Genomic DNA, 13,167 nt, shown 5'->3' on the forward strand with positions numbered 1-13,167 from the left:
ATCTGCTGAGCCTATCAGATGAAATAATCAGTTACTTAATGGAGTGAGCATGTACGTCGCCGAGTTTTTGACCGTAGCCTTGATTCACTTGTTGGCGGTGGCCAGCCCCGGGCCAGACTTTGCCGTGGTGGTCCGTGAAAGCGTGACCCATGGCCGTCGCGCCGGTACCTGGACGGCGCTGGGCGTCGGTTCGGCGATTTTTCTGCACGTTGGATACTCGTTGCTGGGCATCGGTTTGATCGTGTCCCAGTCCATCGTGCTGTTCAATGCGCTGAAATGGGCGGCAGCGGCCTACCTGCTGTATATCGGCTTCAAGGCGCTGCGCGCGCAACCGGCCAAGCCTGCCGCCGAAGGCGACTTGCATCGCGAGGCGGGCGAGCGCACCCCTCGCGGCGCGTTCACGGCGGGCTTCGTGACCAACGGCTTGAACCCCAAGGCCACGCTGTTTTTCCTGTCGCTGTTCACGGTGGTCATCAACCCGCACACGCCGTTGGCGGTGCAGGCCGGTTATGGCGTGTACCTGGCGGTGGCGACGGCGCTGTGGTTTTGCCTGGTGGCGATGCTGTTCAGCCAGCAGCGCGTGCGCGCCGGCTTTGCGAAGATGGGGCACTGGTTTGATCGCACCATGGGTGCGGTGCTGATTGCGATCGGGGTGAAGCTGGCGTTTACCAGCATGAAGTAGCCTGCCCGAATCCTGTGGGAGGGGGCTTGCCCCCGATGGCGGTGGATCAGCTGATAAATACTTGGCTGAAACACCGCCATCGGGGGCAAGCCCCCTCCCACATTTGATCTTCATGAATCCAGAATGATGTTGATCGTTCCCACGCTCTGCGTGGGAATGCCTCTTGGGACGCTCCGCGTTCCGCCACCGCTGCACGTTTCGGCAATTGCGCACGGGTGACGCAGAGCGTCACGGGCTACATTCCCACGCAGGAGCGTGGGAACGATCGTACACCGCCATCGGGGGCAAGCCCCCTCCCACATTTGATCTTCATGAATCTAGAATTGATCGTTCCCACGCTCTGCGTGGGAATGCCTCTTGGGACGCTCCGCGTTCCGCCACCGCTGCACGTTTCGGCGATTGCGCACGGGTGACGCAGAGCGTCACGGGCTACATTCCCACGCGGGAGCGTGGGAACGATCGTACACCGCCATCGGGGGCAAGCCCCCTCCCACATTTGATCTTCATCAGTTCAGACTGATGGCCCAAAGCTAGTATTTGCTGGGTCCTGCAAATCATTCCTTTGGCTGATTTGGCTGAAACATAACGTCTCTACAGTGCAGGTCTTCAAGCCAAGACCGCGCAGTCATAAAAGGGATTCGTATGTTGCAGACCCGTGTCATCCCACCCGCCGAAGGCGCTTACCAATACCCGCTGTTGATCAAGCGCCTGTTGATGTCCGGTACCCGCTACGAAAAGACCCGGGAAATCATCTACCGCGACAGACTGCGCTACACCTACCCGACCTTGATCGAACGCGTCGCGCGCCTGGCCAATGTGCTGACCGAAGCCGGGGTCAAGGCCGGTGATACGGTGGCGGTGATGGACTGGGACAGCCACCGTTACCTGGAGTGCATGTTCGCCATCCCGATGATCGGCGCGGTGATCCATACCATCAACGTGCGCCTGTCGCCGGAGCAGATTCTCTACACCATGAACCACGCCGACGACCGCTTCGTGCTGGTCAACAGCGAGTTCGTGGGGCTTTACCAGGCGATTGCCGGGCAACTCACCAGCGTCGACAAGACCTTGCTGATCACTGACGGCGAGAGCAAGACGGCCGATCTGCCCAACCTGGTGGGCGAGTATGAAACCCTGCTGGCCGCGGCGAGCCCGACGTACCACTTCGAGGATTTCGACGAAAACTCCGTCGCCACCACCTTCTACACCACCGGCACCACCGGCAACCCCAAGGGCGTGTATTTCACCCACCGCCAACTGGTGCTGCACACCATCGGCGTGGCGACCATCATGGGCAGCGTCGACAGCGTGCGCTTGCTGGGCACCAACGATGTTTACATGCCCATCACGCCGATGTTCCACGTGCATGCCTGGGGCCTGCCGTATGTGGCGACCATGCTCGGCCTCAAGCAGGTGTACCCCGGCCGGTACGATCCGGAATACCTGGTGGAGCTGTGGCGCAAGGAAAAGGTCACCTTTTCTCACTGCGTGCCGACCATCCTGCAAATGGTGCTCAACGCCAAAGCTGCGCAAGACGTGGATTTCGGCGGTTGGAAAATCGTCATCGGCGGCAGCGCGCTCAACCGTTCGCTGTACGAAGCTGCCAAGGCCCGTGGCATTCAATTGACCGCCGCGTACGGCATGTCCGAGACCGGGCCGCTGGTGTCCTGTGCCCACCTCAATGCCGAGCTGATGGCCGGCAGCGAAGACGAACGCACCACTTATCGCATCAAGGCCGGTGTGCCCGGCCCGTTGGTGGAGGCGGCGATCATGGACGCCGACGGCAACTTCTTGCCTGCCGATGGCGAATCCCAGGGCGAGCTGGTATTGCGCGCACCCTGGCTTACCGAGGGCTATTACAACGAGCCGCAAAAGGGCGCCGAGCTGTGGGCCGGGGGCTGGATGCACACCGGTGATGTCGCCACCCTGGACGCGTTCGGCGTGATCGACATCCGTGACCGCATCAAGGATGTGATCAAGACCGGTGGCGAATGGATCTCTTCCCTGGCCCTGGAAGACCTGGTCAGTCGTCACCCGGCGGTACGCGAAGTAGCGGTGGTGGGGATTGCCGACCCGCAGTGGGGCGAGCGTCCGTTTGCGCTGTTGGTGTTGCGTGATGGCCATGTGATAGGCGCCCGAGAGCTCAAGGAGCACCTCAAGCCGTTCGTTGAATTGGGCCACCTGAGCAAGTGGGCGATTCCGAGTCAGATCGCCGTTGTTACTGAAATTCCCAAGACCAGCGTCGGCAAGCTCGACAAAAAACGTATCCGCATCGACATCATTGAATGGCAGGCCAACAACAGCACCTTCCTGTCGACCCTCTGACGCTGCCTGCCGCGCCTGTTCGGGCGCGGCGCTGCTCTATCTCAAGCCTTTACTTGTGATTTGCCGAATTTCAGCCATCCTTCCCGCGTCGACCTTCGTCGGCGTGGCGAAAGGGTCGTGGCAGACGGGTTGGTGATGCAAATCACACTTTAGAGGGATCAAGCACTACCCCCTGCTGGCTATAGTCCCTTCCAGAGTTTTCGTAGATGTTGCGCTTCGGGTGAGGGTGGCCCGGTTGTCGCTCGGCATTGGAATCGTTGTATCCCGGCCGTTACATGCATCTTCAGAAAGAGCTCACTGCCATAACAATAAAATGCACATGGAGTAGCGTCGATGACCTCAGTAAACCAGTTCTGGCGCCGGGCACGACTGCCTTTGGCCGTCAGTCTCGCTTCTACGCTCGCCGGGCCCGCATTCGGCGTCAGTTTCAACATCGGTGAAATCGAGGGGAGTTTCGACTCATCCCTCTCGGTAGGCGCCAGTTGGAGCACGTCCAAGGCCAATCGCGACCTGATCGGCGCCAACAACGGCGGCAAGGGCCTGTCCCAGACCTCCGATGACGGGCACCTGAACTTCAAGCGCGGAGAAACGTTCTCGAAGATCTTCAAGGGCATTCACGACCTGGAACTGAAGTACGGCGACACCGGTGTGTTTGTGCGTGGCAAGTACTGGTACGACTTTGAACTCAAGGACGAAAGCCGTCCGTTCAAGGACATCAGCGACAACAACCGCAAGGAAGGCGCCAAGTCCTCGGGCGGGCAGATCCTCGATGCGTTCGTCTACCACAACTACTCGATCGCCGATGCGCCGGGTTCGGTGCGTTTTGGTAAGCAGGTAGTGAGCTGGGGCGAGAGTACTTTCATTGGCGGCGGTATCAACTCCATCAACCCGATCGACGTATCGGCGTTCCGTCGTCCAGGCGCCGAAATCAAGGAAGGCTTGATTCCGGTCAACATGTTCTACGTGTCTCAGACGCTCACCGACAACCTGTCGGCCGAGGCGTTTTACCAGTTGGAATGGGACCAGACCGTTACCGATAACTGCGGCACCTTCTTCTCGCAGCCGGACGTGATTTCCGATGGTTGCAGCAACAACCTGCGGGTGCTGAACAAGCGCTCGACCATCCCAGCCGCGGCTCTGCCGACCCTGGGCGCGCTGGGTGTGGACGTCAACAGCGAGGGCGTGCTGGTGCGCCGTGGCCCGGACCGCGATGCCCGCGACAGCGGCCAGTTCGGCGTGGCCATGCATTACAACTTCGAGCCGCTGGATACCGAGTTCGGCGCCTACTTCATGAACTACCACAGCCGTGCGCCGATCTTCAGTGCACAGGGCGCGCCATCGGCGGCCTACACCCGTCCGCTGGGCCCGCTGGGCGCATTGCGTCCGCTGATCGTGGCGGGCAGCTCGAACTACTTCGTCGAGTATCCGGAAGATATCCGCCTGTACGGCTTGAGCTTCTCCACCACCTTGCCAACCGGCACCGCGTGGAGCGGTGAGTTGAGCTACCGTCCGAACGCACCGGTGCAGTTGAGCACCACCGACATCCTGTTTGCCGGCGTCACGCCTATCCCGGGCTTTGGCAATGCGTCCGTGCTCAAGGGCACGCCAGGCCAGGACCTGCACGGCTACAACCGCAAGGAAGTGACCCAGTTCCAGACCACCTTCACACACTTCTTCGACCAAGTGATGGGCGCCAGCCGCCTGACCACCGTCGGTGAAATCGGCGTGACCCACGTGGGTGGCCTGGAAAGCAAATCCCAGGCGCGCTACGGCCGCGATCCGGTATTCGGGCCCGGTACCCTGCCAGGCGGCTTCTGCAACGCGCTCAACAACTCCACCGCCAACGGCGCCGGCTTGCCCAACGCGGCGGGCCTGAACACCAACTGCAACAACGACGGCTACACCACCGCCACCTCCTGGGGCTACCGCGCCCGTGCCATCTGGGAGTACCCGGACGTGTTCGCGGGCGTCAACCTCAAGCCCAACGTGGCCTGGTCCCATGACGTCAAAGGTTACTCGCCAGGCCCTGGCGGCAACTTCGAAGAAGGGCGCAAGGCGGTCAGCCTGGGCCTGGACGCCGAATACCAGAACACCTACACCGCGAGCCTGGCCTACACCAACTTCTTTGGTGGCAAGTTCAGCACCGTGGATGACCGGGATTTTGTCGCGTTGAGCTTTGGCGCCAACTTCTAAGCACACTCTTTCCAAGTGGCATGTATTCAGGAAGACCAGAGTATGAAAATAACAAAAAGTCTGTTGCACGTGGGTGTGCTTGGGCTGTCGATCCTGGCGAGCAACGTCATGGCGGCAGTCTCGGCGGATGAAGCGGCCAAGCTGGGCACCAGCCTGACCCCGATGGGCGCCGAAATGGCCGGTAACGCAGCGGGCACCATTCCGAAATGGACGCCGCTGCCAACCAACGCGGGCGCCGTGGATGCCAAAGGTTTCCTGGCCAACCCTTACGCCAGCGAACAGCCGCAATTCACCATCACCGCGCAGAACGTGGAGCAATACAAAGACAAGCTGGCGCCGGGGCAGTACGCGATGTTCAAGCGTTACCCGGACTCGTTCAAGATGCCGGTCTATCCGACCCATCGCGGCGCAACCGTGCCGGCGGATGTGTTCGCCGCTATCAAGAAAAACGCCACCACCACCAACCTGGTGTCTGGCGGCAACGGCCTGGAAAACTTCGAGACCGCCGTGCCGTTCCCGATTCCCAAAAGCGGCGTTGAAGTCATCTGGAACCACATCACCCGTTATCGCGGCGGCAGCGTGACCCGCCTGGTCACCCAGGCCACGCCGCAAACCAACGGTTCCTACAGCCTGGTGTACTTCCGCGACCAGTTCGTGTTCCGCGACAAGATGAAGGATTTCGACCCGAAAAACCCAGGCAACGTGCTGTTCTACTTCAAGCAGCAAGTCACCGCGCCAGCGCGTCTGGCTGGTGGTGTACTGCTGGTGCACGAAACCCTCGACCAGGTTAAGGAACCGCGTTCGGCGTGGGTCTATAACGCCGGTCAGCGCCGTGTGCGCCGGGCGCCGCAAGTGTCGTACGACGGGCCGGGGACGGCTGCCGATGGCCTGCGTACCTCCGACAACCTGGACATGTACAACGGCGCGCCGGACCGCTACGACTGGAAGCTGGAAGGCAAGAAGGAAATCTACATCGCCTCCAACAGCTACAAGATCGATGATCCGAAGCTCAAGTACGCCGACATCATCAAGGCCGGCCATATCAACCAGGACCTCACCCGCTATGAACTGCGTCGCGTCTGGCACGTGGTCGCCACCTTGAAGGAAGGGCAGCGCCACATCTACGCCAAGCGTGACTTCTTTATCGATGAGGACACCTGGCAAGCTGCCGTGATTGACCACTACGACGGCCGTGGCCAACTGTGGCGCGTCGCCGAAGCCCATGCCGAGAACTACTACGACAAGCAAGTGCCGTGGTACGCCCTCGAAACCCTCTACGATCTGCAGTCCGGACGCTACCTGGCCCTGGGCATGAAGAACGAAGAGAAACAGGCCTATGACTTCGGCTTCACCGCCACCACCAGCGATTTCACCCCGGCAGCCCTGCGCCAGGACGGTGTTCGCTAACCCGAACCTATGTTGATACCCCTGTGGGAGGGGGCTTGCCCCGATGGCGGTGGTTCAGTCAACCAAGCGTTGGCTGACACACCGCCATCGTGGGCAAGCCCCCTCCCACTTTTTGTTTGTGGCGTGTGCAGGGATATTTCTTGTCGCAGTTCTTTTTCAGGCATTTGTTGCAAAGATCTACAATCCCGCCGCTTTTACCGCTAGTCTGCGGACATCTGCAGTGCCGACAACAGCCTTCTACAAGAGCCCGGCGATGACTGATCTGTCCCGAATCCAAGGGCCTGCCAGCGCGGTAATTCCGTCCCTGGAAGGTCGTTTCTACAGGCCGCCGCTGCCTGACGGCTACGTGCTGCGTCCGCGCCTGTGTGAACGCCTGGGTGCCGGCCTGGAAGGGCGATTGCTGCTGGTCAGCGCGCCGGCCGGGTTTGGCAAGAGTTCGCTGGCGGTTGAGTTCTGCCAGAGCCTGCCCGCCCACTGGCAAAACCTGTGGCTCGGCCTGAGCCCAAGGGACAACGATCCTGGCCGTTTTCTCGAGCGCCTGCTCGAAGGCTTGCGGCAGTATTTCCCGCAACTCGGCGCCCAGTCCCTGGGCCTGTTGAAAATGCGTCAGCGTCACCAACCCTTCGCCTTTGAAGAATGGCTCGATGGCCTGCTCGATGAGCTGACCGTGCACTTGTCCGTCCAGGCGCCGCTGCTGCTGGTGCTGGATGACTACCACTTGGCCCAGGGGCCGGTGCTGGACCGTTGCCTGCAGTTTTTCCTCAATCATTTACCCGACGGCCTGGTGGTGCTGGTGACCAGTCGCCAGCGCCCGGACTGGCACCTGGCGCGCCTGCGCCTGTCGCGGCACCTGTTGGAATTGCATGAACAGGACCTGCGCCTGACCCATGACGAGTCCCTGGCCGTGCTTCACCGGCATAGCAGTTCGTTGCGCGGTGAGGCCTTGGAAAACCTGATTCGTCGCAGCGAGGGCTGGGTCGCCGGTCTGCGTTTCTGGCTGTTGGCCGCCTCCGAAGCCGGCAGTGAAAGCGCTCTGCCCCAGGGCCTGAACGGCGGCGAAGGGCTGATTCGCGATTACCTGCTCGAAGAAGTCATCGACTGCCTGCCGACGGAGGTGCAAGCGTTCCTGTATGACACCGCGCCCCAGGAGCGTTTTTGCAGCGAGTTGTGCGACGCGGTCCGTGAAGCCCATGACAGCCCTGAAATCCTGCGCTACCTGCGGGCGCATCAAGTGTTCCTGGTGCCGTTGGATGAACAGGGCCACTGGTACCGTTATCACCACTTGTTTTCCGACCTGCTACGCGCCCGTCGCGAAAAGAGCGCCACGCTGCCGCTGGCCAGTCTGCACTTGCGGGCCTGCCGCTGGTTCAATGCCCAGGGCTTGATCGACGAGGCGGTGGAGCAGGCGCTACGGGCCGGTCATCTGGATGTGGCGGCGAACCTGGTGCAAAACCTCTCCGAGGAACAGCTGCTGGCCGAACAGAATATCGGCATGCTGCTGCGCTGGAAGATGGACTTGCCCGACAGCCTGCTGATCAGCACGCCGCGATTGATCGTGCTCTACAGCTGGGCGCTGGGCCTGGCGTGCCAGCTGGATGCGGCGCAGGAACTGTCCAGCTACCTCAGTCGCTTCCTGCCGGCACCGTCGGCCACTGCGCAAAAATCCATGTTGGCCCAATGGCTGGCACTGAGCGGGATCATCGCCCGTGGGCGAGGGGACCGCGAGTTGACCCAGCGCTATTGCAACGAGGCGCTGGAGAGCCTGCCGCACAAGCGCTACGGCCAGCGTTTGATGTGCCTGTCGACCCTTTCAAACCTGGCGATTGCCGACGGCGATCTGTGGCGCGCCCGTGGCCTGAACCGCGAATCCCTGGAGTTGGCGCAGCGCGTGGGCAACCCGCTGTTTGAAGCGCTGGCCCATTACGACCGTGCCCGTGTGCTACAGGCGCGCGGCGAAATCCTGCGCGCCCTGGAGGAAGTACGCCAGGGCCTGCAGCGCCTGCAAGGGCTGGCGCCGCAGCGACTGTACGCCGTGCGTGCGCGGTTGTGGTTGTATGAAGGCTACCTGCTGCTGGTGCGTCACCAGCCCGATGCCGGGCTTGCGCGGTTGCGCGCCGGCCTGACGGAAGCCCGTGCCTGCCGTGACATCAGCGTGCTGATCGGGCATTGCGTGATCGCCAGCTTCGAAGGGCGGCGAGGCGATTTCTCCACTGCCTTTGCCGAGTTGGCCGAGGCCGAGCGCTTGATGCATATCTGGGACGTGCCGCCGATCTACTACCTGGCGATGATCACCCTGATCAAATGCGAGCTGTGGCTGGCCCAGGGCCGCACCGACCTTGCCGATGCGTGGCTGATCCGGCTGGGGCAGACGTACACGGGCGAGCAGGCTGCCGCCGCGCCGGAGTTTCATCCGCACTTGCCACAACATGTGGAGCTGCAACAGGCCGCACTGGATGCCATTCGCCATCAGCCCGAAGTGGCGCTGCAACGACTCGAGGACCTGGCGCAACAGGCGCTCGACAGTGGGCGCCAGATGATCGCCCTGATGGCGCTGGCCCAGCAGGCGCATTTGCTGCTGGCGCGTGGTCAGGAAGCCAAGGCCAGACCGGTGTTGGCGCGCGCACTCGATGCCGGCGCGGGCGGCGCGTTGCAACCGTTTCAGCGTTTGCTCGAGCAATACCCGGATTGGATGCGCGAGCAGTTGGGCAAGCGTCCACATGACGCGTTGAATCAGGCATTGCTCGCGCTGCTACCGGTCATCGTTGCCGTTGAAACCTCGCCTGGCGCTGAAACCCTGAGCACCCGGGAGCTGGCGGTACTGCAACTGATCGCCCAGGGGTGTTCAAACCAGGAAATCAGTAATCAGCTGTTCATTTCCCTGCACACGGTGAAAACCCACGCCAGCCATATCAACAGCAAGCTCGGCGTGGAGCGCCGCACCCAGGCGGTGGCCCGGGCCAAGTCGATGGGCTTACTGGGCTGACCCCGCCGCTGCTCATTGCGCGCGCGGGCACTGCTGCAGGGACGAGCCGGCCGCGCTGCTGATCAGTGCGGCGAAGCGCTTGAGGTTGTTCTGGTGCGCCAGCACCACGTCATCAATGCTCGGGCCTGCGGGCGACTGCAAGGTAGAGCGGCAGCTCAGCGCAGGGCGATCACCGCCGCCAGCCGGCCTCAGGCGCCAGCGCACGTCGAGCAGCGCGTACTGCCCGGGCACCGAATCAAAGCGCTGCACCTCGACACGCAACGACACCGCTTGCCGTGCATCGCTGCTGGCCAACTGGTCCACCAGCGCGCTTCTCAGCTCGTCGGCAAGGGTGGCGGCCCACCACTGGGTTTCCAGAATCGCCAGGCCGCTGTCGCCCTGGCGGACCACGATCTGCGCGCGGTCGACCTGAGGCGGCACGGTGATGCTTTCGATACGGACCGAATCGGCATCCGCCCGTGTGGCGTTATTCAAGTGCGCCGGGGTCAAGGTGTGGAATGCAATCGGCTCGCTGCGGCAGGCCGCGAGCACCAGCAGGGCGGTCACCAGGGTGATTTTCAACGGCAATGTCATGGCGGCTCCAATGGTCATTTGCGGGGTGGCCCTTGCAGGTCAAGCGGCGCGGCGTTATCGGCGCGACCGCGAATCAGCGATTCCGGATGCCGGCCCAGGTAATCCGAAAGCTCGCGCAAGGAGCGCGACATGCGTGCCAGTTCATCCAGGGTCTGGGTCAGTTGCTCGCGCTGCGGCGAGTCTTCGGCCAGGGTAGAACTGGCCGACTGCAGGGTCTTGCTCACGTCGGCCAGCGTGGTCTGCACGCCGGGCAGGGTCTTGGCGTTGAACTGTGCCAGGCCCTTGCGCAACTCGACCAGGCTGGCGTCCAGATTGCCGGCTATACGCTCGACAGGCAGTTGGCTGATCTTGTTGACGATGGCTTCGAATTTTTCCTGCAATTGCTCCAGGTTGCCGGGGATGGTGGGAATGCCCACGGGGCGCTGGTTCGGGTCAAACGCGACTTTGTCGGCCTTGGGGTAGAAGTCCAGGGCGATGTACAACTGGCCGGTCAGCAGGTTGCCGCTGCGCGCCTGGGCGCGCAGGCCGTTTTCGATGAAGCTGCCGATCAGGCGCACACCAGCCGCCTCATCGTTCGGGTTGTGATTCATTGCCTTGAGCAGCTTGGTGTGCGCCTGGCCGAGCAGCTGCGGATAGATCACGATGCCGACGTTGACCGGGAAGCTGCGCTTCTTGGCATCGAAATCCAGGTTGATCGAGACCACCTTGCCGAACTCGACACCGAGGAATTCCACCGGTGCGCCTACCCTCAGCCCGCGCAGGGCCTGGTCAAAACGCAGCACCATGTATTGCCCTTCGCCATTGGGCGGGGCGAGGGCACTTTGCTGGTCGTCGAACAGCTCAAAGTTGCGGTTTTCCTCGGCGGGCTTGTCGTTGGGGCTGTAGGGCGGTGCCTGGAAGGAGATCCCGCCCATCAACATCGACGACAACGATTCGGTCTTCAGTTCGAAACCATTGGCCCCGACATTGAGATCGACACCGCTGGCGTTCCAGAAGCGTGTGTTTTCGGTGACGTACGCGTCATTGGGCGCGTGCACGAACACTTCGATATTCACGCCCTTGCCCTCGCTGTCCAGTTCGTAGGCAACCACTTGGCCGACCGGGATCTTGCGGTAATAGATGGGCGAGCCGATATCCAGCGAACCCAGGCCCTGGGTATGCAGGGTGAAGCGTTTGCCTGGCTCGCCATAGGTGATGGGCGGCGGGTTTTCCAGGCCTTTGAACTGTTTGGCGCGGGTGTTGGATTGGCCGATATCGGCACCGATGTAATCGCCGGACAGCAGGGTATCGATGCCGGACACGCCGCCTGCACCGATGCGCGGGCGGACCACCCAGAACTTCGAATCTTCGCGGGTGAAGCTTTCAGCCTGCTTGGCCAGTTCGACGGTGGCGTTGACGCTTTTCTGGTCATCGCTCAAGGCGACATCGGTGACGTGGCCGATGACCACGCTGCGGTACTTCACCTCCGTCTTGTTGGCCACCAGCCCGCTGCCGGTCTTGAAGTTGAGGATGATGGTCGGGCCCTGTTGCAGCACGCTATGAACCACCAGCGAAACTCCCACCAGCACGGCGACAATCGGCACGATCCATACCAGCGAAACGCTGAAGCGGCGTGTCTTGATCTCGGGTTGCCCCGCAGGCTTGTCAATATCAGCGTCAGCCTTGGATGAGCTCATCCGAGGTCTCCTCATTGTGTGAATTTTCCCAGATCAGCCGGGGATCGAAACTCATGGCCGCCAGCATCGTGAACACGACCACCAGCCCAAAAAACAGAATGCCCAGGCGCGGCTCGATATTGCCCAGGGCCTGGAACTTCACCAGCGCGGCCACGAGTGCGACCACGATTACGTCCAGCATCGACCAGTAACCGATCAGCTCGATAAACCGAAACAGCTTGGAGCGTTCCTTGCGCGCCCAGCCGCTATTGCGCTGCACGGTGATCAGCAGCAACCCCAGTGACAAGAACTTGATGCCAGGCACGGCAATGCTGGCGATGAAAATGATCAGGGCGATATCCCAGGCGCCATGCTGCCAGAACTCCAGCACGCCGCTCATGATGGTGCTGTCTGCCCCGGAGCCGAGCATGGTGGTGTTCATCACTGGCAACACATTCGCCGGCACATAAAAGGCCAGAGCCGTGAGCAAGTAGGCCCAGGTGCGGGTCAGGGACTGCACCTTGCGTCGATGCAGGGGGGCGCCGCAACGATCGCATTCGGTGGGTTCGTTGCGCATGTCGCAAGGCTGGCCGCAGGTGTGGCACAAGCACAGGTTAAGCTCGCGGGCGGTGGGTGGTGAGGTCATAGGGTGTCCCACAGGTCGCGCACATCGCGCCCGGCAATGCGGATCAGCAAAAGGCTAAGGGTGGCCAGCGCGAACAGGCCGATGCCGGGTATCACATCGAGCATGCCGGCCAGCTTGATCACCGCCACCATTGCGCCCAGCAGGCACACCTCCAGCATGCTCCAGGGCCTGAGTGCTTCCAGCCAGCGCATGCACAGCTTGAAAGCTGGCGAGCGTGTGCCCCTGAGGGCGAAACCCAGCACCCAAATGAGCAACAGCAACTGGAACACCGGCGCGATGATGATGGCAATCGCCGCTACCAAGGCGATAAACGTGATGGGCCCCAGGCTCAGCGCGACTACCGAATCCCAGAGCGTCGCGCTGTTCTTCAGGCCCTGCAGGCTGATGCTCATCACCGGATAGAAATTGGCGAACGCCCACAGCACTGCCGCCGTGACGGTCAAGGCGAGACGCTGTTGCACGGACAGGCCGTTATAGCGCTGCAACACCCCGTCGCAGCGGGTGCACAGGGCTTTTTGATGCCTGGCGAGCGTGACTTTTTGATACACGCAGTCGCAGTGTTCGCAGATGACCTGTTGGTTCGCCATACGTATTGCTCCAGATGCGACTGACTGCAGTGTTGCTGATTGCCGTGGGGTTCAATGGCGTTTGCGTAGCTTAGCAGTAGCGCAGCCTTGATCGCTTCCAGCGTGGGGGCAAGCTC

At 61.8% G+C, this 13,167-nt stretch carries 9 protein-coding genes; 5 read left to right on the plus strand and 4 right to left on the minus strand.

Going from position 1 to position 13,167, the window contains the following annotated elements:
* Window positions 1–49: 49 nt before the first annotated feature.
* From SC318_RS04885 to SC318_RS04905, 5 genes are all read left to right on the plus strand, one after another.
* Window positions 50–682 carry a LysE family translocator gene (locus SC318_RS04885; RefSeq protein WP_058409869.1) on the plus strand — a complete coding sequence of 211 codons (633 nt, stop codon included), beginning with the start codon at window positions 50–52 and terminating at the stop codon, window positions 680–682.
* Window positions 683–1,324: 642 nt separating this feature from the next.
* On the plus strand, window positions 1,325–3,007 hold the full coding sequence (locus SC318_RS04890) for a fatty acid--CoA ligase (protein ID WP_320429871.1): 1,683 nt from the start codon (window positions 1,325–1,327) through the stop codon (window positions 3,005–3,007).
* Between the two features lie 333 nt (window positions 3,008–3,340).
* A complete protein-coding gene (locus SC318_RS04895; protein ID WP_124385184.1) occupies window positions 3,341–5,200 on the plus strand; it encodes a DUF1302 domain-containing protein in 1,860 nt (619 codons plus the stop codon).
* 42 nt (window positions 5,201–5,242) lie between these two features.
* Window positions 5,243–6,607 carry a DUF1329 domain-containing protein gene (locus SC318_RS04900; protein WP_306491660.1) on the plus strand — a complete coding sequence of 455 codons (1,365 nt, stop codon included), beginning with the start codon at window positions 5,243–5,245 and terminating at the stop codon, window positions 6,605–6,607.
* Between the two features lie 253 nt (window positions 6,608–6,860).
* Window positions 6,861–9,590, plus strand: coding sequence for a winged helix-turn-helix domain-containing protein (locus SC318_RS04905; protein ID WP_320429872.1), 2,730 nt, complete (start codon window positions 6,861–6,863; stop codon window positions 9,588–9,590).
* A 12-nt stretch (window positions 9,591–9,602) separates the two neighbouring features.
* Here the strand turns inward: SC318_RS04905 and SC318_RS04910 are convergent, their stop codons facing one another.
* The 4 genes from SC318_RS04910 to SC318_RS04925 are packed head-to-tail and all read right to left on the minus strand — an operon-like array spanning window position 9,603 to window position 13,051.
* Window positions 9,603–10,163 (minus strand): PqiC family protein, encoded by a 561-nt coding sequence (locus SC318_RS04910; RefSeq protein WP_320429873.1) that lies wholly within the window; start codon window positions 10,161–10,163, stop codon window positions 9,603–9,605.
* A 14-nt stretch (window positions 10,164–10,177) separates the two neighbouring features.
* Window positions 10,178–11,839, minus strand: coding sequence for a PqiB family protein (locus SC318_RS04915; protein ID WP_124385188.1), 1,662 nt, complete (start codon window positions 11,837–11,839; stop codon window positions 10,178–10,180).
* Window positions 11,820–12,464: a paraquat-inducible protein A gene (locus tag SC318_RS04920; protein WP_124385189.1), complete on the minus strand. Its 645-nt coding sequence runs from the start codon at window positions 12,462–12,464 to the stop codon at window positions 11,820–11,822. Before SC318_RS04920 ends, SC318_RS04915 begins: the two co-directional genes overlap by 20 nt.
* Window positions 12,461–13,051, minus strand: coding sequence for a paraquat-inducible protein A (locus SC318_RS04925; RefSeq protein WP_320429874.1), 591 nt, complete (start codon window positions 13,049–13,051; stop codon window positions 12,461–12,463). Before SC318_RS04925 ends, SC318_RS04920 begins: the two co-directional genes overlap by 4 nt.
* Window positions 13,052–13,167: the final 116 nt, after the last annotated feature.

It is taken from the genome of Pseudomonas sp. MUP55, assembly GCF_034043515.1.
Taxonomy (GTDB): domain Bacteria; phylum Pseudomonadota; class Gammaproteobacteria; order Pseudomonadales; family Pseudomonadaceae; genus Aquipseudomonas.